This window comes from Fulvivirga maritima (assembly GCF_021389955.1).
In the GTDB taxonomy this organism is placed as follows: Bacteria; Bacteroidota; Bacteroidia; order Cytophagales; family Cyclobacteriaceae; genus Fulvivirga; species Fulvivirga maritima.
Genome location: NZ_CP089980.1, coordinates 1,039,301 through 1,063,250, shown reverse-complemented (window position 1 = coordinate 1,063,250; position 23,950 = coordinate 1,039,301). Strand labels below are relative to the sequence as shown.

The window sequence follows — 23,950 nt, the reverse complement described above, 5'->3', positions numbered from 1 at the left end:
ATGCAGTGTTTAATTGTAGAATTAGCTTGCCAAAGTTGTTCCTTCCGAAACCCCGAGTTTCAAAACTTCCATAAAAGTTACGAACTGCCACCTCCAACTACAATTATTGGTTTGGCCGGAGCGGCATTAGGGCTGAGCCCCAAAGAAAGCCAAGATTATTTTGATGTTGACTTTGAATTTGGAATAAACGGAAGTTACCAAGGAAAATCAAATGACTTATGGAAATATCAGAAACTAAAAGGAAAGGAATACATCTCGGATATCCTGACTCGGGAGATTCTCTTTGAAGGTCATTTTTACATTGCCTTTGCCTCAGAAATTTCAAGCAAAATCAAAGAACTCCAAGAAGCACTTGAACAACCTGTTTTTGCTTTGACATTGGGCAACTCAGACGGAATGGCTAAAGTGGTTAAGACTTCTATTACTTCAGAATTTATTGAATGCACCGAACTGCGTAATTGCCTTGTGGAAGGAAATGTGATGGAAGAAATTTTAGATCAACCGACTGGTCTTGAATTTTCTTTGAGGGATAGTGTTGACCCATTGAGTTATGAAATACCCGTAGCTTTTCATTACGACTCAAATTATGGAATTAGAAAAGTCGTTAAGAGAAAAGAATTCTCATTTATTGGTGAAGAAGCATATATAAAAGGACTTGCAAAAAGAGGAATAAAATATAATGACATTCAAATCCCCTTTTTCAAACTGTAACTATGCTAAGCCAAATTTTCGCAAAATATCAAACCAACAGATACACTGGGGCAATTGAAACTGAAACGCTTATAGAACACACGGAATATGTACTTGAAGCATTAATAAAGTTGAAAAAAAGAACACCTGATTTACCTGATGATTTTTGGCAAGCAGCATATATCACCTGTTTGTTTCACGATTCAGGGAAACTTGCTCGGAATTTTCAAAACTCGCTTGGTCACCATTTTGGAGATGAGAAGATGCGGCACGAATTATTTTCGGGCATAATATTGTGGTTTTTTTCTAAAGAATTTTTCTTTAAAAAAGACAAGTTTGTAGCTGCACTATACTCCCATCACAAGCCGCTGAATTCAGAATTAATTAATAAAGATAATTCTTCAGAAACTCAAATTATCTTAGAAGATTTGATGGAATGGTTTGAGTTTGTAGATACCAAAATCTACAAGCAAGGGAAAAGGTTTAAAAAACCTTCTAGAGATAATATTGAGAGATTTTCTCTGGTGACACCGAATCTTTACAGAAATCTTTTTCTTCATAAGTATTTTGATCATTTTAAAAATAATTGGAGGCCACCAGATCGACTAAAATACATTTATGCAAAAGCAGTTTTAAACATTTCAGACTGGTCAGCTTCTGGACATTTCAACTTGGCAAAACCTTTAATCTATGATAACCAGACATTATTAGATTCTTTAAAAAACAAATTAAGACAAGAAGGTAAAACAGTGGATAATCCTGCTTTCAAAAAATTTCAGTTAGATAGTAAAATTGAATCGAATGTTTTAGCAATTGCACCTACCGGAAGCGGAAAAACAGAAGCAAGTTTAATTTGGGCTTCACAAAAGAGAGAGTTTGATAAAATCATTTATTGTCTGCCCACGCGGGTCACTTCTAATGCAATATATAAAAGGTTGATCGCATATTTTGGTAAAGAAAATTGCTCTATTGTACATTCTTCCGCCTTGCTTTACCAAAAAGAAGTTGACAAAGATTATGAGTCTAGAAAATACCTAAGAGATAAAACATTTTTTAGTAACATTACCATTTGCACGATAGATCAATTACTTACCCAAGGATTTAATTTGGGATTTTGGGAAGTAAAAACTTTCCATTGTAGGAATGCCCGTATTGTAATTGATGAAATCCATCTCTATTCTCCTTATACACTGGCATTAATTTTACAGACCATCAAATATTTAAGGGAGCAATTCAATGCAAAGTTTTATATAATGTCGGCTACCCTGCCCACAAAATTGAAGAAACTACTTGCTGAAGCATTGGGAGGGAGCAACTATAAACTTATTCAAGATTTTGAACTACTTGGAAGAAGCAGGAATCAGTTTGAAGTTCGAAACATCCCAATCCAGGAAAATATGGTTGAAGTTAAAAAAGCTATAAAAAATTATGATAAAGTTTTGATTGTTGTAAATACTGTTAACCAAGCCATTGATTTATATGAAGAATTAAAGCCATTTGCTAAAAATAATGATAGAGACTGTATTTGTTTTCACTCACGTTTTATTCAGAAAGATCGTCAACAAATTGAGACCAATATTTTAGATATTGAAGAAGAAGGTAAATCTATAGTTCTTATTGCTACACAAGTTGTTGAAGTTTCTTTAGATATAGATTTTGATATTTTATTTACAGAAAATGCGCCTATAGATGCCATCATTCAGCGTGCTGGAAGGGTAAATAGAAAAAGAAAGTCAGAGAAGGATTCTAAGGTGATTGTTCATCTACACTCAGAGGTTACTCAAAAATATGTTTATACGGAAGCCGATATTTTAGATAAAACATTTGAAGTTCTTAATAGGCATAACGAAACTAGAATAACAGAAGGAGACTTTTTAAACTTTGTTGATGAAGTATATCAGGACATAGACATTATAGAAAAGTTAAGCTTTAAAGAAGGGTGGGGGGCATTTAATAAGGTTCAATCAACATATTACTTCTTAGGAGATTGTCCTCCAGAAAGTGAGGACGCAATGACGCGGGATGGGTTGGATACAGTGAGCGTTATTCCAATTTGTTTTTATGAAGAATTACAATTAGACGATGTTGATAGATCTAAAAAGGTGAGGTATGAATTATCAATTACTAAAGGTAGATATAAGAATGCAAAAATAACAGTAGATAAAGATGGCTTTAAATATGTGAATTATAGATATGATGCTGAAGTTGGATTAGTTTATAATAATGGAAGGAATGTAGATGTTTCTTTTCAGACTTATTAAAAGATAATAAAATGAGGCCTTCAAATTTACATAGGAACAAATTTATCCAATTGACTCAAATCCAGTTTCCGGAAATTCAGCTTCAAACCCGCGATTCCCACAAGCTTAGAGGATATTTCGGATCCGTATTTAAAGAATATTCTCCACTCTTACATAATCATTTTAATGACGGTACTTTAAGGTACCAATATCCTTTGGTGCAGTATAAAGTATTAAATGGCGTACCCACACTGGTGGCCATCGAAGAGGGGGCAGAGTTACTAGTACAATTGTTCTTGAAAATTAAACAGTTGGAGATTGAGGGGCAATATTATGAGATTAGGTCAAAGAATATAGAAAGTAAAAAAATGGAGCTTGGATATGCCGATTATCTTTTGGAATATAATTTTCATACCTTATGGATGGCGCTTAATCAGAAGAATTACGGTATTTACATGCAGCTGAATTCAGCTGAAAAGCAGAATATGTTAAATAAGATTTTAGTGGGAAATGTGTTGTCATTATTTAAAAATATGGGAGTACACTTAGTTGAACATCAGCGTTTAATGGCCAGTGTTAAGGTAAAAGAGAAAAGTACTCATTTTAAAAATAATCATATGCTGGCTTTTGAGGGAGGATTCACCATTAATGCTCACCTGCCTAAGAATCTTGGTATAGGAAAAGCTGTTTCCAGAGGTTTTGGCACTATTCATTAATTGTCTAGTATTATTATGCAAATATTTATCAACACTTACGGAACATATCTTCATGTAAAGGATGATATGTTCGAGATAAAGGTTAAAGATAAAGAAGAAAAGAAAGTGAAGATTAATCATATTGCCGCTCACAAAATTACCTCCTTTATTGTAAGTAAAGGGTCTGCTATTTCTACTGATGCTGTAGCTCTTGCGTTAAAGCACAATATAGATATTGTGGTAGTGGAAAATGATGGGCACCCCATGGGCAGGTTCTGGCATAGTAAATTAGGTAGTACTACGAAAATAAGAAAACGGCAATTAGAGGCAAGTCTAGGAGAGGAGGGATTGGAGTGGGTGAAGCAATGGATAATGAAAAAACTGGAGAATCAGGCCGACTATCTGCAAGACTTGGCTAAGCACAGATCAACGTTGCTGCCATATTTACAACATCAACAGGATCAAATACTTAATTATCGATTACGTATCAAGGAACTTAACGGAGGTGTTGTGCAGGAGCATGCAGATATGATAAGGGCAATGGAAGGTAATTCAGGCAGGTTGTATTTTGGAGCACTGAGTAAGTCTATTCACCCTGAATTTGCTTTTCAGGGAAGAAGTTTTAGACCTGCAAAAGATCCATTTAATGCAATGCTAAATTATTGTTATGGTATTCTATATAGTAGGGTAGAGCGTTCATTGATGTTGGCAGGCCTGGATCCATATGTGGGGTTTCTACATAGAGATGATTATAATATGAAAAGCCTGGTTTTTGATTTTATTGAACCATACAGAATTTACGCTGAGCGCTGTGTTTTCGTGCTGTTTTCAACCAAGAAGGTAAAAAAATCTTTTTTTGATGAAATAGTGGGAGGGGTAACTCTAAATGCGGAAGGTAAGCCCTTTTTAGTAGAGAATTTCACCAAATTTTTTGATGTACAGGTTATTAGGTATAAAGGTAGAAATCAAACAAGAGCCAATGCTTTACAGTTGGAAGCTCATCAATTTGCTAATCGATTAATAGAAAAATTATAATGATTACCTGGGTAATGTATGATATTAAGAAGGACAAACCGAGAGGTAAAATAGCTAAAGCTTGTTTGCATGCGGGACTCTATAGGGTGCAATATTCAGTATTTCTCGGAATGCTTACGGCCAATCAGCAGGATACTTTGAGTTTGCTTCTGGAAGAATTGATAGATGAAGAAACAGATTCAGTATATATTTTTCCCATGTCTAAGGAAGAATTAAATAGGACGGTGCTTTTAGGGCAGGCCTTTGATAAGGAATTTGTTACTGATGAAATAAGATCGCTTTTCTTTTAAAATGATGTCTATAACGCCTTCACATATTATAGAACATCTTTTTTGCCCTAGATATACTTATTTTGAATATGTACTTACCATACCTCAATATGAAGAGAAATTTTATAAGGCTATAAAGGGTCGTGAGGTTCATAGTGAGAAATTGGAAAGAAATAAAGATTATCTGAGAAAGAAAATAGGTGTTAAAGAAAAGTTGCAGGACCAGTATTTAACTAATGATGTGCTTAGAGGAAAAGTGGATGAGGTGTTACTTTTAAATGATGACACAATGGCTCCTTTAGACTATAAATTTGCAGAGTATAAAGACAAAATTTATAATACCTATCAGCAACAGCTCTTTTGTTATGCCGTATTAATAGAAGAAAAATTTAAAAGGCCAGTGCACAAGGGTTTTATAGTTTATACCCGTTCAAAAAATAAGTTGGTAGAAGTGCAGATTAAAAGTGAGGATAAATTATTAATTAGCGAAACGATTGAACAGATAGAGAGAATTATCAATAATAACTATTATCCGAAAGCTACAAAATTTAAGCGTAGATGCTTAAATTGCACGTATAGGAATATATGTATAAAGTAATCCGCCTGTTAATTTATTCTAATGATGATAGAGATGGTGTTTAAATTGTTGAATGTCAGGTTTTTAAAAGGGCGGAGATTTTTAGGAAATAATGTTAAATCGTTCTTTGAAATGATGAAAAGTGTAAAAACAATTTACATAATTGGTCTATATTTATCTAATTTACAGTGTTTTATGATTAGGGCGGCTTCCAGAGCAACATCCAGATGAATAAGGATTGAAACATCCCTGTCGGTATCGTATGTTATCACCTGCTTTCTCTTCCAGAGCAACATCCAGATGAATAAGGATTGAAACGATAATCAGCTCAAAAAGCTGGCTCCAGGTACGGAAGCTTCCAGAGCAACATCCAGATGAATAAGGATTGAAACTATCATAATCGCATTTATTCTGCTTCCAGAAATCAGCCTTTTCTTCCAGAGCAACATCCAGATGAATAAGGATTGAAACGAGTTTATTGATTTTGTTATCGATGCTTTTGTTAGCCTTCCAGAGCAACATCCAGATGAATAAGGATTGAAACTAATAATATCTCTATACAAAAGGTTAGACTCTGACTTCCAGAGCAACATCCAGATGAATAAGGATTGAAACGAAGTCTGCCCCCTGTAAGATATGAAGTTTTCAAACTTCCAGAGCAACATCCAGATGAATAAGGATTGAAACAATCTTCTGCGCTCATTCTCATGCTCGCTTCATGAAACTTCCAGAGCAACATCCAGATGAATAAGGATTGAAACACTGAAGATGGTTACGAATATTACAGAGGGAGATAACTTCCAGAGCAACATCCAGATGAATAAGGATTGAAACAACTTATTATCGTGATAGTAAAGAGTGTGTAATTTCTTCCAGAGCAACATCCAGATGAATAAGGATTGAAACGGGGAATCAGTCCATTTTTTTTGGTCAGGATTTGTCTTCCAGAGCAACATCCAGATGAATAAGGATTGAAACATTTACATTGAAGGTAAGTTAGCTACGCGGTCATGGCTTCCAGAGCAACATCCAGATGAATAAGGATTGAAACAGTTAATTGAGTCCAATCACTTTCATATATTTCAGACTTCCAGAGCAACATCCAGATGAATAAGGATTGAAACGACACATGGGAGGCTAATGGGGCTAATGTATATTGCTTCCAGAGCAACATCCAGATGAATAAGGATTGAAACCACTTACACTTACACTTACAGTTGAATCTCGTTGACTTCCAGAGCAACATCCAGATGAATAAGGATTGAAACCCAAAAAAAGTTGTTGAAAAATACACATCATGGTCACTTCCAGAGCAACATCCAGATGAATAAGGATTGAAACAAAGGTAGTTAAAAGCTAGTACATGAAAGATTACACTTCCAGAGCAACATCCAGATGAATAAGGATTGAAACATTACTTCAAAAATTGAACTATGAAAAAAATAAGACTTCCAGAGCAACATCCAGATGAATAAGGATTGAAACGACTTATGAAAAAAGTAAAAGTATATTCCTCAGAAGCTTCCAGAGCAACATCCAGATGAATAAGGATTGAAACATATTTAATATCCTATTTTAGCGTGGAATACTATACTTCCAGAGCAACATCCAGATGAATAAGGATTGAAACGTATTATATTCACTGTTTTTTGGATGACCTTGCCAACTTCCAGAGCAACATCCAGATGAATAAGGATTGAAACTTTGCGATAACCTGAACAGTGTCCTTTGGTACTTGTCTTCCAGAGCAACATCCAGATGAATAAGGATTGAAACCAGTCCCTCCGTAAGTAATAACTAAGCTTCTGTCACTTCCAGAGCAACATCCAGATGAATAAGGATTGAAACGAAAAACTGAAAACCATATTAGAAAAAGATGATGGCTTCCAGAGCAACATCCAGATGAATAAGGATTGAAACCTGAATATTTATTTGAGGAAATTAAAGCTATGTTGCTTCCAGAGCAACATCCAGATGAATAAGGATTGAAACAATTTTATTTTACGTTAAACATTCCCTTATTAGGTCTTCCAGAGCAACATCCAGATGAATAAGGATTGAAACTCTACTTTTTGTTTCAACCCTCTTTCCCAATAATCTTCTTCCAGAGCAACATCCAGATGAATAAGGATTGAAACTTGTATTTTCTTACGTTCTCTGAATTGGTCAAAATCCTTCCAGAGCAACATCCAGATGAATAAGGATTGAAACTTATCAATTCTTTTTTAAGTGTTTTTAAAGGTATTCTTCCAGAGCAACATCCAGATGAATAAGGATTGAAACTAGTCATTGAATAGGAGTAAATTCCAGAAACTAGCTCTTCCAGAGCAACATCCAGATGAATAAGGATTGAAACCAAGCTTAGATGTGTCAATCTTAAGTGCTTCCATAACTTCCAGAGCAACATCCAGATGAATAAGGATTGAAACAAAAATGGAAAAGTGAAGAGTTAGGGGCTTTAGATGATCCCTTCCAGAGCAACATCCAGATGAATAAGGATTGAAACAATATGTCCATGGCTGTTTTAGATCCGTAATCATTTCTTCCAGAGCAACATCCAGATGAATAAGGATTGAAACGATGGCTTAGGATTGTTTTTCAGGAATGTATCAAACTTCCAGAGCAACATCCAGATGAATAAGGATTGAAACTGTAGGGAAAAAGCCCGATAAGAAAAACCGGTTTGCTTCCAGAGCAACATCCAGATGAATAAGGATTGAAACTTAATGTAGATAATGTAAGGGGCGGAACCGGGGGGTCTTCCAGAGCAACATCCAGATGAATAAGGATTGAAACTCAAACAACCTAAGGAATAAGCTCTCATCTAAACTACTTCCAGAGCAACATCCAGATGAATAAGGATTGAAACGATGCTTCACAGCTGCTCGGTCTGGCTCTGACAACCTTCCAGAGCAACATCCAGATGAATAAGGATTGAAACTCATACTCTATGTATGCCGTATCTCTTAATGCTGCACTTCCAGAGCAACATCCAGATGAATAAGGATTGAAACTTGTTTACATTGAAACGGCGGAATGGAACCCATCGACTTCCAGAGCAACATCCAGATGAATAAGGATTGAAACTTCGCATCCTAATGATAATTTTCTGCTAGTTAAGGACTTCCAGAGCAACATCCAGATGAATAAGGATTGAAACTCGTTAACAATCCGCAAATACACACACAATTTTTATCTTCCAGAGCAACATCCAGATGAATAAGGATTGAAACTCGATCTGGAAAGCGTTAAAGAATTGAAGATATTTCTTCCAGAGCAACATCCAGATGAATAAGGATTGAAACTTCAGCAAATCGGTGATGGGTAAGCACTTAGTAGACTTCCAGAGCAACATCCAGATGAATAAGGATTGAAACTAATCACAATTAAAAATTAGTTGCCTTAGACCGTTACTTCCAGAGCAACATCCAGATGAATAAGGATTGAAACACTCAAATAACTTATATTACATCATGATAACACAACTTCCAGAGCAACATCCAGATGAATAAGGATTGAAACATACCCTTCTTACAGGAAATGAACAATCCGTTTCTCCTTCCAGAGCAACATCCAGATGAATAAGGATTGAAACCCAGACATTCAATTAATAATGAATAGAGATAATTTACTTCCAGAGCAACATCCAGATGAATAAGGATTGAAACCATAGGTAGTATTGCTTGCCTGCCCTGGTCATAGGGTCTTCCAGAGCAACATCCAGATGAATAAGGATTGAAACAAAGGTCTAAACTACAAGGGGATTCTGGATATTTACTTCCAGAGCAACATCCAGATGAATAAGGATTGAAACACGGTCACTTAAGTATAATATGTAGAAAATAATCTTCTTCCAGAGCAACATCCAGATGAATAAGGATTGAAACGTGTTTTTAAGACATTCATGGTTTTAGAATTTTATCTTCCAGAGCAACATCCAGATGAATAAGGATTGAAACACAGGATATATGGCCGATAGAATCAAGCAATTATCTTCCAGAGCAACATCCAGATGAATAAGGATTGAAACAGTCAGGATCAGCTCTCTGAAGCCAGCGGACATAACTTCCAGAGCAACATCCAGATGAATAAGGATTGAAACGCCTTAGCCATAATTGTAATTGTTATAAGTGTTAAACTTCCAGAGCAACATCCAGATGAATAAGGATTGAAACTTTCTGAGGAAGATGAAAATGGTCAGGTAATTTTGCTTCCAGAGCAACATCCAGATGAATAAGGATTGAAACTGAAGCGGTTGCTCCGGTGTAACCAAATATACCAGTCTTCCAGAGCAACATCCAGATGAATAAGGATTGAAACTAGAGATTCTTTCTAATCTTAAAAAAAGAAAGACATGACTTCCAGAGCAACATCCAGATGAATAAGGATTGAAACTAAGTCCTTTGTCATAAGGAGCGCCATCATAAAATACTTCCAGAGCAACATCCAGATGAATAAGGATTGAAACGATCTAACAGTAAACGGCAAGACGTGGAGGACTTACTTCCAGAGCAACATCCAGATGAATAAGGATTGAAACTAATACTTATGCATAACACTATATTATTTCTTTTAACTTCCAGAGCAACATCCAGATGAATAAGGATTGAGACACATTCACCACGACGGCTTGATAAATAACGGCTCTCTTCCAGAGCAACATCCAGATGAATAAGGATTGAAACCAGTCAAGACAGGGTAGACAAAGCAAAGGAAAATTCTTCCAGAGCAACATCCAGATGAATAAGGATTGAAACTTGGTTATATCCAAATCAAATGCCTAATCTTTAGAACTTCCAGAGCAATATCCAGATGAATAAGGATTGAAACCTATTAAGGATTGACATGCTAAGATTATCCCTTATCCTTCCAGAGCAATATCCAGATGCATAAGGATTGAAACCCTCCATACTCGATATCCTTAGGTAGAGTGGAGTTCTTCCAGAGCAACATCCAGTTGAATAAGGATTGAAACGTGGACAATGCATAACTATCCCTGTGGACGATGACTTCCAGAGCAACATTCATATGAATAAGGATTGAAACTCTCTGCAGTAATCAAAATGAGGGGGACTAAAAGGTGGACCTCCAGACTGTTCGGGAAGTTGCGCTAGTGCTCTAAGTCCTACCTCAACTCAGAAATAAATTCCTTGACGGAAATTCACAAGGAGCAACAAGCTCTTTGTTTTTCCGTTCTTTTTATTATGAAATATTGGTTATCGACCTTGTTCATTATTATAAGCTTCATCAATGAGTGTTTTGCTCAGAAGGAAGCAAATAATTGGTATTTCGGAGATCGGGCTGCTGTTACCTTTTCAAGTAATGAGCTGCAAAGTGTAAATAGTAGTCAAATGACATCTATAGGTGCTACTAGTTCCTGGTCAAATTCAAAAACTGGTGCCCTTCTGTTTTACAGTAACGGGCTTCAGGTTTGGAATAGCAATCATAACATTATGCCGAATGGAAATGGATTGATAGGCTCTTCCAATTCAACTAATACTTCCTATGTTGTGCCCGTCCCTAATAGTCAAACAAAATTCTATTTGTTTACTATCAAAACGGATCCATATGTTAGTGAATTAATTTCCAGAAAGGCAGCGGTATATTATTCCATAATAGATATTTCGCTAGATAATAATCTGGGGGATGTATTGTCTGATAAAAAGAATATATTTTTGGTAGATGGATACAACGGTTTGATTTATGCCACCCATTTCGGTAAGGTATATGCCAGTGATTTCGGTTCAAACCGTGCCAGTGTATCTATTTGATTACGGTTCGATTTGTGCCACCATATTATAATAATTGACACCTATTTCGGTTCGATTTATGCCACTTTAAGAGCTCATTGATTGTTAATATCGCCCCAAAAAAAGGATGGCGAATAAACTTGACATAATGGACTTAAAACAAATTATCAATCTTCATTTGAGAGGGCTGAGCAATCGGCAAATTGCTTTGACCCTGGGTGTGAATAGAAACACTGTTAACCATTATTTGCGATCACTTCAGTCAAGCGACCAGCCCATGGAAGCATTGCTACAGTTGGATACTGATGCCTTAGAAGAACTGTTTTCGTCTAAGACAACCATAAACAATGATCGTTATGCAGTTTTAATGCGTTTTTTTGAGACCATGCACCCACAGCGTCATCACCCAGGCTTTACCCTTCAGTACCACTACCAGTTGTATGCTGAGCAAACTCAGGATAGTTACAGTTACACTCAGTTTACCACCCATTATCAGCGTAAGTACAAACAGGCCAAAGGTTCTATGAAGTTAGAGCACAAGGCAGGAAAAGAGCTTTATGTTGATTTTGCAGGTAAGAAATTAGAAGTAGTAGATCCATCTACAGGAGAAGTAAGCCAGGTAGAAGTTTTTGTGGCCACACTTCCTTTTAGTCAGTATACTTATGTGGAAGCATGTAAAAGTCAAAAAGGGAGGACTTTATTCAATGCCTCAATAATGCACTCCGCTTCTTTGGAGGAGTACCTGTAGCCATCGTGTCAGACAACCTTAAATCGGCAGTTACCCGATCCAGTAAGTATGAGGCGGTTATTAATAAAACTTTCAAAGACTTCGCTCATCACTATGGGTGTGCCATAAACCCCACACGTAGTTATGCACCACAAGATAAAGCTTTGGTAGAAAATGCTGTTCAGCTGGTCTACCAGCGCATTTATTACCCTATGCGTAAAATGACTTTCTTCTCTATTGAAGCGCTTAATGAAGAGATTCAGCATCATCTTAAGGGCTATAATAATGTACTTTTTCAAAGAAAAGAAGCTTCCAGAAAAGAGCTGTTCCAATCCGTAGAATCATCCCTTCTAAAAAGCTTACCCCAAAGTACTTATCAGGTTAAAGAATACGCCAGAGCCAAGGTACAGAAGATGGGATATGTCTACTTCTCGGCTGACAAGACTTATTATAGCGTTCCCTATCGCTACATTGGATCTCAAACCCAGATACAGTATACCTCCAAACATGTTGAAGTATACTACAAAAGCCAACGCATTGCGCTGCATAATAGAGTAATGAGTAAGGGAGCTTATATTACTAATAAGAATCACCTCTCCAGTACACACCGTGCTTATAGCCAATGGAGTCCCCAGTATTTTTCTGATCAGGGAGGTAAAATAGGTGTAAATGTAAAGCTGTTTATGACGGGTTTATTTCTGCAGGGGGACTATCCTGAGATTAACTACAAAAGAGCCATGGGCATTTTAATGCTGGCCAAAAACTATGGCCATGAGCGTGTAGATAAAGCCTGCCTAAGGGCTGTTCATCATGACACATACAGCTATCAAAGGCTCAAAAATATACTCAGTAATAATATGGACGAGCATGAAATAGAACAAGAAAATCATCAATCACATATCCCTTCTCACAAAAACATCAGAGGGGCTAACCATTACCAGTAAACAATAATTTTATGAACAATAATCAAACAATAGAAAAATTAAAATCCATGAGGCTGTCTGCGATGGCTGAACTGCACAGACAACAACTCAGCAGCAATGCTTATCAAAAATGTACCCCAGATGAATACCTGGCCTTACTCACTGAAAGTGAATGGGAAGACAGGCAGAATAAGAAGATTACACGGCTGATGAAAAAAGCCACCTTTAAGCAGCAGGCAGACATGGATGAAATAATCTTCTCTGAAAATAGGAATCTGGATAAAAACATGTTCAACAGGTTGTCCTCCTTACAGTTCATCAAGCAAAGTGAAAACATCATTATCACAGGTGCTTCAGGAGTCGGCAAAAGCTTTATGAGTCAGGCCATAGGCAGACAAGCTTGTCTGATGAGCTATAACACCATCTATCAGGTAACAGCTCGCCTGTTCAACAAAATGAAACTCGCCAAAGTAGATGGCACCTATATCAAAGAACTTAAACGAATTACCTCTGCCCAACTCTTAATACTAGATGATTTTGGTTTACAAAGCATGGACAATATGGCAAGAGAAGTACTTATGGATATTATCGATGATCGTCATGGAAAAACTTCAACTATAATCTCCTCTCAAATACCAGTATCAGCCTGGTATGATATTATTGGTGAAGGCACTATTGCTGATGCCATATTAGACAGGCTCGTTAACTCTTCTCATAGAATAGATCTCAAAGGAGAATCTTTGAGAAAAGGTATGTTGAAACATTAATATTTACTAAAATTACGAAACTCTTAAAGTGGCATAGATACACCGAAATCACTGGCATAGTCCGACCGAAACAACTGGCATAGTCCGACCGAAATAGCCAGTAGATAGCGTTACGGAGAAAATAGCAGCCATACCACATGCCAATGGAACAGATTACTGGTTGATTTTACATGAGGCCAACAATGATATTTTTAAAATTTACCAGATTGCTTCATCAGGCATTAGTTTAATTCATAATATTCATATTGGCACTTCTCATAAATATATTCTTACAGAACTACAGGGCCATATGAAGCCTTCTCCAAACGGTAAAAAACTAGCTGTAAACTTGCGATCTGCTAATCAGACAAGGCTTGGCCTTTTCCAGGTATTCGATTTTGATGATGTGTCAGGCCAAATATCTAATCCACAAGATTTGGGTAATTACGCTTTCCAATACGGTGTTTCTTTTTCTCCAAATAGTGAGTTATTGTATTTGCATGGCTACTCGGATGAAGGGGTAGGGGCCGGAGATTTCTTGTATCAGTTTAATTTAACTGATACCTCACCAGAAAGCACCCGTGTTGGCCTTCTTCGAAATAATCCTGCAGTAAGAGATTATTTCGGGTTAGCCAATATTAGTTTACAAATTGGGCCCGATGGTAGGATTTATGGTTCCGGTAATTTGAGTTCTAATGCTTCGGTAAATCATAATTCACTTTTGGTCATTAATAATCCCAACAGTTTGGGGCGCTCTTGTAACTTAACGGTCAAATCACTTGCATGGAATGAAAACAGGGTGGGATTAGACCTTCCCAATTATATTCAAGCAACATTTCAAACTCTAAGTCCTTCAGATAATCCCAACATTCCATGTGGCACAGAAGCCAGTGTTCAGGTTAACCCGAACCCTACAAGAGGCAATATTGAAATTACGATGAATGACGCTTGTCAAGCTCCTTATCAAATAATTATTTATAATAATTTAGGGCAGAAGGTTTATCAATATTTTATTGAAGAACAAAAGGGTAGGATAAAGACGAGTGATCTCGCTACTGGAGCCTATTATTTGGTATTAACGAAAAAAAATAATATCAGAATAACAAAGAGATTAGTCGTATTGTAGGAAAGTCTTAGAAAAACTTGCTAGCCTTTTGAGGCCAGTCATGTTCTTTTTAACTTTTTCTTAAGAAAAAGTGGGAGTCTTGGCTATCAATGATTCACGATTATGAAAAACTTAACGGAGTTAATTGATCAAAATTAAGACTGCTTTTTTTATATAAAAGGTCTCACAAAATGCTGCTATTCATTTAGATTTTGATTAAAAATCACTAAACTGTAATCTCTAATTATTCTAATGAATAAAGGAAGTAAAAAAATAATAGCAAGAGAATTCTTATTTATTATAGGAACATGTGTTGTATATATAATGCTGATTGTGTCATGGGATATACTGTATCGATCAAATTATAGAGATAGAGAAGAGATTAATAAGCAAATTGACGAATTGATTGATTTTGAAAGCCTTCCGTACCGGTTAAAAGTTTATTATTTTATAAAGGAGAATTTTTCCGTAGATATGCCTGGTCGTATTGAATTTATTGGCGATTTAAAAGACCAAACCTTAGCACTAAAAACTTATGAGTATTTAAAAGATAATAATAAGGTAAACAGCTCAGAGGATCAGTTTTTGGAAAAAATCCATAACGATAAAGAATCCGAAAGGTATTTGGTTAATATTCAGACCCTTGAAAATCAATTAAAACAAAATCGAGAGAATTTATTTTTTAAAGGAGTTACTGAAGATATGATGATTTTGATCGCGATTTATTTAATAGGCATTGTTTTCATTTTTCGTTATCTGATCTACGCAACGAGATGGAGCATTAAACAATTAAAGGAATAGAATCTAATGGAGAAGTTCTCGTTATGAAGAAATTGAACCTCTCAGCACCTTTTGCGCCATTCTCCTCTCAGTGGTAAGAGTGCCGCAGCTTCTAATATCTATAGTGTAAGTTATTGCGTAGGACTTTAAAAAGTCTCACAAAACTCTGTTTTACCAAGCCAATCAATTCCGCCATTTTGACACTGAATAAAACATGAGTAAATATTAATAACCAATATTATTTCCAAAAAAGAATTCGGAATGGTATTTAAAGCCTAAGCTGTCAGTGTTTATGAAAGTGAGTAATGCCAATTCTTACAGATCATAGATAGATTAAACTTAGGTGTGTTTCATTCACTCTATGCGAGTTGCGAGCATGGCCAATTACCGTTAGGTCAAGATCCAAATGTATACATTTGTACATCTTGCTGTGGCCACCCCAACAGGTCACTCACATAAAAGGGGAGGGTATATCTAAGTCGTATAATCATATCTTTTACCTGCTCCAGAGAATCAGTCGTCATTTCTTAAATGCCAGTTCATATTAATATACAAAGTATGTCAAGGGCAGTAGGGAAGGGCTAAGTAGGGCACTGTTTATATACCCTTTACAGGCTTTGTATTGTGATATATTTTTGCGGTTAGAAATGTGAGCAGGTTCCGAATTACTGTATAGAAACTGAGCGAGGAAAAAAACAAGGGTATTGACTTACCCAGGGGAGTGGGCGGGTAAGTAAAAAGGCTTGTTGTGCTAGGTTGAATGGGGCGATTGCAGGAACGGAAAGAGCCTTATTCAGCCTGTAGGTTTGAATGGAAATTGGGGAGGTGTTTATTAGGTTAAGCAGTTTGCTATAATATCATATAACCTCAATTGTAGAATTAACCACTTCTTATGCGTCTAAGTTTATGTGAGGATTTTACAATAGAATAGAAAAATTTAGTTAGAGTTTTCTGTCCTATTATCACGACTTTCCTTCAAACTATATTTATTAGCTGAATTTAAGGAAGTTAACTTAATTCTGTGTGAGATTTGGGCTATTGGCTTTATTTCCGTTTTGAATAATTATAAAATTACTTAATTAAGGAATATATTATTAATCTTTTTTAATCGAGGTTACCTATTTAGCACCTCGCATATTTATATTGAATCTAATATATAATATAAATATAAGAGGCGATCTGATTCTGTTATATTTTATTTTAAGCATTGTTTAGTCATGTGGTTGGGGTTTTAATATTTAAATGATTCATTGATTACTTCTTTTAGTTATAAATTTGGTTTTGTTGTTTATTTTTTTGCTTTTATGAAAAAACTCTTTTCTAAGGATTGCTCTAAACCTTATATAAATCTAGCTTTCTTAATTTTTTTCCACTTTTTACTGAGTCTATGTGCCTTTACTCAAGTGAGAGCTCAGGAATCTTATGAGGAGGGGCAGTACAGGGTTAAGTTAGAAGTAATAGAAGTTTGTGGTTTTGGGGACCCTGATGGTGATTCATTACTTGAGTATCGTTGGAAAATTTGGGCTAAACTAAAAGAAGAGGATGATAATTTATATCGAGGCGGAGTTAGTATAGGAGTTAATGATTTTCCTCAAGGTAATTGTATCACTGAAGCTGAAAATTCAATAGGAAATCGAATAGGCCCATTACTACCTTACAATATTTTCAATAAGGACGACTCTTACCTTAAAAATGGAGGTCTTGATTTTAATATAAGGTTTGAGGGGTTTGAAAAAGGATTGTCAGGATGATAGTAGGTATCAATCCGATTGTAATTGTAACTCCATTGGTATGAGTTGCCAAGATGATAATGATCATATTAATGCTGTTTTTGAACGATCAATTAGCATTGATGCAGATATGGGATCAGGGGTGTTTACTTTTTCTTCAGCAGAGACCGAATTAAATAATAAATACAGTTTTAAAATTAGATATACCATCACCCCTCCAGTAATGCATGCTCCTCTATTTGCTTACGAGGGGGATTATGATAAAGATAATCCCAACCCTTCAGGTTCCCGGGTAGTGTGCGGAACTGATAGTGATTATGATTACAATTATTATATTTTTTGGAAACCTGGAAATTACCCAATAATAGATGATAAAATTGAGAAAATAGAATGGTATGAAAATGTTAAAGGGGAACAGATAGTAATAGGATATGAAGAAAGGATGAATCAGCAATGTTCTGATGAGGTTGATGATGCTTGTTTACAATGTAATATTGATAGAACCCATGGAGATGTAGATAGCGACTTGGATTGTACGGGAATTTGTAGCAAAGAAGGGTGTAAGTATAATGTGCCTATATATGATTTGAAATGGAATCTAATTGCTACAAGTACTCAGGATTCACCACATGGCCTTTATGCCATTAAAATACCAACCCCTGAAGTAAGTGAAAATGTTACTAAGTATTATTCGGTAAAGATTTTTTATGAAGACAATGTAACTAATCTTGATTACAGCTCTAACAGCTTACCTGTAGATATTTTGCCGCCACCACCTCCAATTATTGGTGTGCCGCAAGAAGTAGATGGTGTACTTAATAAAGACGAAGAGCCATTGTACTCTAATGCGTATTTTGATATCCAACATGTACTTTGTAAAGGAGATAACTCAGGCTACATATCCATTAAAAGAGTCGATGATGATAGGGAATTATATATCACCATGGACAGTGATCGCGGAGGAAATGATCATCCAATAGGGGAGATAAGTGAGAGTAGTCCAGTGATATTTTCGAATTTAGCCGCTGGATCATATCCTATTTATATAGAGGTGAAAGATAAAAATAACACTACCCAATGTTACTCAAAAACAGATATAGTGATAAAGCAGCCCTCTTCATTACCTACAGCCACAGCTGAAACCTATAAATATGTGGGAGGGGCAGAAGTTTCTTGTTATGAGTCGGAAGACGGGATCATAACATTATCAGGTGAGGGGGGCACCAGTCCTTATGAATTTCATCTAAGCTCAAACGAAGGATTTTCTGAATATAAGGATGATTCTGTTTATACCTCATTATCTCCCGTAAATGGAAGTGGTGATAATATTGTGTATACTTATGATATTACTGATCGTTATGACTGTGCTTATGAGGGAACAGAAGATATTATTCTTAGTCGCCCCGATCCATTAAAATTTGTGCAGGTGGTTCCGGCAAATGAATATCATAATCCCAATGATAATAGTGAGTACTATGATGTAAGTTGTTTTGGAGGTACAGATACCCTTAATTTCACTTTAAGTGGAGGGGCCACACCTTATCAGTTATACATAGGGGCAGACTTGATGGCTAGTACGCAAGGCGTGTCACAAGAAACATTTATAGGCGCTTTAAAAGCAGATACTACCTATCAAGTGTTAATGAGAGACCCGAATGGATGTGAGTTGACCACCACAACCTCTTTAACTCAACCTAATGAAATAATTCTGGATGCTAGAAATATATTGCCTGCCAGCTGTTATGGTAGCGCTACTGCTAGTGTAGGCTTGCTGGCTAAGGAAGGATTGCCATATCAAGGACAAAGTTACTATTATACTCTAACACATTTAGATGTCCCTCCAGATCTCGAGTTTCCTTTTGATGAGCAACGAGCAACGGAAAGTCCTGTAGATAGTGCTGTTTTTGAACAATTGATATCGGGATACTATCAAGTGAAGATGGAAGATTATTATGGATGCCAGGGATTCGATACCGTCTTTATGCCACAACCTGACAGGCTAAATACCTTATTGTCATCCACGTCACTTATCTGCAAAGGAGATGAAGATGGTTCAGTAACTGCTACAATTGAGGGAGGTACTGCCCCATACTATTTAACGTGGCAGGATCAATATAAACAAACATTGCGTGAAGATACACTGTCAGTTTCGGCTTCTGCTAATATGCAAAGTCTGAATGCAGGGCTTTATTATTTATTAGTAAAAGATGACAATGGATGCTCATATCCTCGTTCGGGTTCTCCCTTTAGTATAGAAGAACCTGCTTTAAATTTTGATTTATCTTATAATCAACTGCAGCAAGCTACATGTTTTGGTTCTGCTGATGGATCTATTACGTTACAAGCTTCAGGCGGCTGGAGAAATACGCCATATAAATACGGATTGATTAAGGACGAATTGCAATATGAGAATAGAGTGTTCAGTCAATTGGAAGCTGGTGATTATCAATTTTATGCTGAAGATGCCAGAGGATGTGTAGATAGTTTGAGCATCCAAATAGAAGATCCAGAAGAAATGAGTGTGCGGTTAATATCATTGAATGATTTATTGTGTAGTGGAGCTGCAGAAGGAAGTTTTACATTAGAAGCACAGGGAGGGGTACCTCCATATCAATACTCTATCGATCAGGGCAGTACTTGGTTAGAAGAAGGTGTTTTTACTGATTTGGTAGCAGGTGATTATGAAGTGATAGTATCAGATAGTTATGGAAATTGCCCTCTTACTAAGCAGGTGCATATCTATAGCCCTGCCCCTTTAACCATACTTCCTTTAGAGATAATGTCAACCGAATGTTTGGAAGAAGATGGAACCGTAAGGGTTGATATAAGTGGAGGAGTTCCTCCCTATGTTTATAGTTGGAAGAATGGGGACGGGATAGAAATTAGTAATGATCGTGATTTATCAAATGCAGAAGCAGGTAGATATCAACTCAGTATAACAGATAATAATGGTTGCACTAAGCAAGAATATTTTGGAATAGCCAATACTAATGCTCCAGAGCCTATTGCTGTAAACGTAGATGATGTTTCATGTTACGGTCTTTCTGATGGTGTTATTGACCTTGAATTGCAGCCTGGAGACATAGCTACTTGGCCTGATGGAACCCAGGGGATTAGAAAGGAGAACTTACCCGAAGGCTTATATCTTATCCAGATAGAAAATACAGAAGGTTGTATCAATTTTATTGAGGTGGTCATTTCAGCACCTATGCCCTTTGAACTTCTGGTCGATAAAAGAGAGCCTTCTTGCTATGATGGTTGTGATGGAAGTTTAGAGGTTTCATTACAAGGAGGTACGCCTCCGTATGAATTTACATGGTCAGGAGGTGTTTCTGGTTCAGGTCTTTATAACTTGTGTTCAGGGTCTTATCAATTAGATGTAGTGGATGCTAATGGGTGTACTTTTTCTGAAGTGATTTTACTGGAGCAACCTCTGCCTATTACCCCAGATTTAGGAGGAGGTAGTACAGTGTGTGAAGGCCAAACAGTGTTCTTAGATGCAGGCTACCCTGGAAGTGATTATAGCTGGGTATTTGAAGGCGAACAAATAGGTACATCACAGACTTTATTGGCAGATATGCCAGGAAGGTATGAAGTAGTAGTTACTGATATGAATGGCTGTACAGGCACTGCTGAATATGAATTGGAAATCAGTAATGAAGTACTATCCGCAGAATACTTAGTCTTAAGTGAGGCTGTAGCTGGAGATACGGTAGTGTTAGTCAATGTTTCTTATCCTGAACCTACCACGTCTGAGTGGCAAATACCAGACGAAGTTATCTCCATGGAGAAATATGGTTATCATCAGCAAGTGATATTTCCTGAGCCGGGTACCTATACCATCACCTTAAATACTCAATTGGGAGGATGTGAAGCATCTATGAGTAAAGAAATTATAGTTACAGGAGCCAGCGGAGAAACATCAAAAGAAGAATTTGGAAAAAATGATGATTCGATTAAGTCTTTTACAGTTTACCCTAATCCAAATAGTGGAAAGTTTACGGCTAACGTGATGCTTACAGAAGTTCAGCCGATTATACTTCAGTTTTTAAGATTACAAGGTCAAGGTGAAATGGCTATTGAAGAAAGAAAGGGAGCTCAGGAGTATGACGTCTCTTTTGATTTTGATGATCTGGAACCAGGAATATACTTTTTAATACTACAGTCCGAGGACATAACAAAAACCCTTAAAATTATTATAGAATAGATGATTAATGTGTTGCGCTTTTTTGCAGGAATGTTTTTAGTCCTGTTTGCATGTAATGGCTCCTATTCTCAGCAATTTTCCATAATCAATGATGAACTTCCTGATGTAGGTGATGGAGCATCAGCTTGGGCTGATATTAATGGAGATGGTTGGAGTGATTTGGTTTTGTTTGGAATACAGGCAGATAATACCAAAATAACAGATGTTTTCTTCAATGATACCGATGGAACCTTTTCCTCTATGGGGTCTGGTTTTCCAGGGCTATCCAATGGAGATATCGCTATTGCAGATTTTAATAATGATGGTAGGCCAGATATAGTTATTACTGGAGTAGATGATTCAAATAATCCTTTAAGCCTCATATATTATTATGGGCAGTCTGGTTTTTACCTGTTAAGTCATACTTTGACAGGATTAGGTTTTGGTAATATTCAGGTGATTGACTTCAATAACGATGGATTGAAAGACGTGCTTATTAGCGGAGTAGATGAAGAGGGTGAAAGACATACACTTTTATATCAAAATACGGGAGACAATTTTGAAGAGTCCAATGACCTTTTTGAAGGGATGAGTCAGGGAGATATAGAGGTTGCTGATTTTAATAAAGATGGATGGGAAGATATTTTAATGAACGGGTTAGATAATAATAATCAACCTCGGTCATATTATTATCTAAATGATGGTAAGGGAGGTTTTACACTCACGTCCACTTCTTTGATTGGCCTAAGCAATGGCAATATTAAAGCCGCAGATATTAATGAAGATGGATTTCCAGACGTCTGGATTAGTGGAACAAGATATGGTAATGATTATACACAGTTATATATTAATAATGATGGGTCAAACTTCACGTTAGTTCAAAATTTTGATGAAGCTACCTTGAGTAATGCCGCCTTTGGAGACTATAACCAAGATGGACATATTGACTTGTATTATGGAGGGCTTAACGGTCAGGATTTTAATGCCTACTTGCTTAGAAATAATAATGGTCAATTACTAGATACATCCACGCCTTTAGCAGGTATTATATCCGGCGAAGCTAATTGGGTGGATTTAGATAATGATGGCAGGTTAGATCTTTTTGTTACGGGGTATTCTATTAACTCGCCTATAAGTAACGTATATCATAATAATAGTTCAGAGACAAATAGTAATCCAACGGCGCCTTCAGCCCTTCAGGTAGAAGTGGTTGCTGATACTGCTCGTTTTTCATGGACAGCAGGTAGTGATGTGGAGTCAGCTGTAGATGGATTGACTTATAATCTATACCTAGGAAGTCAACCCGGTATTCAGGATATAAAAAGCCCTTTATCAGATATTTCAACAGGAACTTTACTTTCACCTAACATGGGGGGGATTACAGGGCTTGCTTACGATCTTAATTCACTGGAAGAGGGACTTTATTATTGGGGAGTGCAGACAGTAGATCAAAGTTATAACAGTTCTTCATTTGCTCAGGAACAAAGCTTTTATGTTTGTTATGATATACAAATCACCACCAAAAGAATAGATTGTGGTGAACGTGTAATACTTAGTTATAGTGATAAACAGGCAGGAGATAGTCCTTCTTGGTTTATGAATGGGTCTTCTCTACCTATTTCTAATGAAGATACACTAACCATAGATGCTGCAAATGCTTCACTGATAAATTTAACAGTAAATAGAGCCTTAGGGTGTATTGTTGAAACTTCAATTGAAGTAGAAGCAAATCCTGAAACAGTAATTAATTCAGGAGGTGATAAGGTGATTTGCCTGGGAGATACTGTTCAACTGGGAGGTTCTCCTACTGCTTCAGGTGGATTATTGCCATATCATTATGAATGGGAGGGAAGTGATGCTATAAGTGATAAAGAAGCTGCTAACCCTAATGTATGGCCTTCTGTAAATACTACCTATACTTTAAAGACTTACATAGAAGATTGCCTTATTGATAGTACAGGTTTGACAGTAGCAGTAAATCCACTGCCAGAAGTGGAAGCAGGGAATGACATTGCCATTGGTTTAAATGAAGTGGGAATCCTTAATGCCTCAGGGGCGATAGAATACCAATGGAGTCCGGAAGAGGGATTAAACTCGCCATTTGATAATGCCTATGTTGAAGTAAGCCCTCAGATAAGTAGTTATTACTATGTGCGAGGAACAGATAATAATGGCTGCTCATTAACAGACAGTGTGCTGGTAAAGGTGAATGCAGAGATTTTTATTCCTAATTATTTTAGCCCTGATGGAGATGGTAATAATGATGTGTTTAAAATATACGGGACAGGAATTGAAAGTGTAAAGCTGGAAATTTTCAATCTTCAAGGTAAGCGGTTGGCAACAATAAACAGTAAGGAGGATGAGTGGAATGGGATTTACAATGGAGAGAAGCAGCCATCAGGTATTTATATGTGGAAAATTCAAGGGCATTACTATGATGGACGTCCTTTGAGTTACCAAAATAAACAACAGGGAACATTCAGATTAGCCAGATAAC

Annotated in this window: 15 protein-coding genes and 1 CRISPR repeat array; all 15 genes read left to right on the top strand. The window is 36.6% G+C overall.

The genetic code is table 11. From position 1 onward, the window contains the following. The 15 genes from cas5 to LVD15_RS04220 all read left to right on the top strand — a co-directional run bounded on the left by cas5 (position 1) and on the right by LVD15_RS04220 (position 23,949). A complete protein-coding gene (gene cas5 / locus LVD15_RS04290; protein WP_233779086.1) occupies positions 1–711 on the top strand; it encodes a CRISPR-associated protein Cas5 in 711 nt (236 codons plus the stop codon). 2 nt (positions 712–713) lie between these two features. Further along, the gene (cas3, locus tag LVD15_RS04285; protein ID WP_233779085.1) at positions 714–2,951 is read left to right on the top strand and encodes a CRISPR-associated helicase Cas3'; all 2,238 of its coding nucleotides are present in this window, start codon (positions 714–716) and stop codon (positions 2,949–2,951) included. A 50-nt stretch (positions 2,952–3,001) separates the two neighbouring features. Then, a complete protein-coding gene (locus tag LVD15_RS04280; RefSeq protein WP_233779084.1) occupies positions 3,002–3,646 on the top strand; it encodes a CRISPR-associated endonuclease Cas6 in 645 nt (214 codons plus the stop codon). A gap of 15 nt (positions 3,647–3,661) precedes the next feature. Then, positions 3,662–4,660 carry a CRISPR-associated endonuclease Cas1 gene (gene cas1 / locus LVD15_RS04275; RefSeq protein ID WP_233779083.1) on the top strand — a complete coding sequence of 333 codons (999 nt, stop codon included), beginning with the start codon at positions 3,662–3,664 and terminating at the stop codon, positions 4,658–4,660. Next, the gene (gene cas2 / locus LVD15_RS04270) at positions 4,660–4,950 is read left to right on the top strand and encodes a CRISPR-associated endonuclease Cas2 (protein ID WP_233779082.1); all 291 of its coding nucleotides are present in this window, start codon (positions 4,660–4,662) and stop codon (positions 4,948–4,950) included. Before cas1 ends, cas2 begins: the two co-directional genes overlap by 1 nt. A gap of 1 nt (position 4,951) precedes the next feature. Beyond that, entirely contained in the window at positions 4,952–5,527 is a 576-nt protein-coding gene (cas4, locus tag LVD15_RS04265) for a CRISPR-associated protein Cas4 (RefSeq protein WP_306416856.1), read from the top strand. Between the two features lie 187 nt (positions 5,528–5,714). Then, positions 5,715–10,552: direct repeats of the CRISPR family, unit length 37 nt; unit sequence CTTCCAGAGCAACATCCAGATGAATAAGGATTGAAAC. Positions 10,553–10,710: 158 nt separating this feature from the next. Beyond that, positions 10,711–11,277 carry a hypothetical protein gene (locus tag LVD15_RS04260; protein WP_233779081.1) on the top strand — a complete coding sequence of 189 codons (567 nt, stop codon included), beginning with the start codon at positions 10,711–10,713 and terminating at the stop codon, positions 11,275–11,277. 127 nt (positions 11,278–11,404) lie between these two features. Continuing rightward, the gene (locus tag LVD15_RS04255) at positions 11,405–12,004 is read left to right on the top strand and encodes a hypothetical protein (protein WP_233779080.1); all 600 of its coding nucleotides are present in this window, start codon (positions 11,405–11,407) and stop codon (positions 12,002–12,004) included. Positions 12,005–12,009: 5 nt separating this feature from the next. Beyond that, positions 12,010–12,927, top strand: coding sequence for a Mu transposase domain-containing protein (locus LVD15_RS04250; protein ID WP_233779079.1), 918 nt, complete (start codon positions 12,010–12,012; stop codon positions 12,925–12,927). Between the two features lie 11 nt (positions 12,928–12,938). Then, the gene (gene istB / locus LVD15_RS04245) at positions 12,939–13,673 is read left to right on the top strand and encodes an IS21-like element helper ATPase IstB (RefSeq protein ID WP_233779078.1); all 735 of its coding nucleotides are present in this window, start codon (positions 12,939–12,941) and stop codon (positions 13,671–13,673) included. Positions 13,674–13,833: 160 nt separating this feature from the next. Then, positions 13,834–14,778 (top strand): T9SS type A sorting domain-containing protein, encoded by a 945-nt coding sequence (locus LVD15_RS04240; protein WP_233779077.1) that lies wholly within the window; start codon positions 13,834–13,836, stop codon positions 14,776–14,778. Between the two features lie 231 nt (positions 14,779–15,009). Continuing rightward, positions 15,010–15,558, top strand: coding sequence for a hypothetical protein (locus LVD15_RS04235; RefSeq protein WP_233779076.1), 549 nt, complete (start codon positions 15,010–15,012; stop codon positions 15,556–15,558). A 1,229-nt stretch (positions 15,559–16,787) separates the two neighbouring features. Further along, entirely contained in the window at positions 16,788–17,288 is a 501-nt protein-coding gene (locus LVD15_RS04230; protein ID WP_233779075.1) for a hypothetical protein, read from the top strand. Between the two features lie 40 nt (positions 17,289–17,328). Then, positions 17,329–21,474 (top strand): T9SS type A sorting domain-containing protein, encoded by a 4,146-nt coding sequence (locus LVD15_RS04225; protein WP_233779074.1) that lies wholly within the window; start codon positions 17,329–17,331, stop codon positions 21,472–21,474. Next, on the top strand, positions 21,475–23,949 hold the full coding sequence (locus tag LVD15_RS04220; protein ID WP_233779073.1) for an FG-GAP-like repeat-containing protein: 2,475 nt from the start codon (positions 21,475–21,477) through the stop codon (positions 23,947–23,949). It abuts the gene before it with no gap. Position 23,950: the final 1 nt, after the last annotated feature.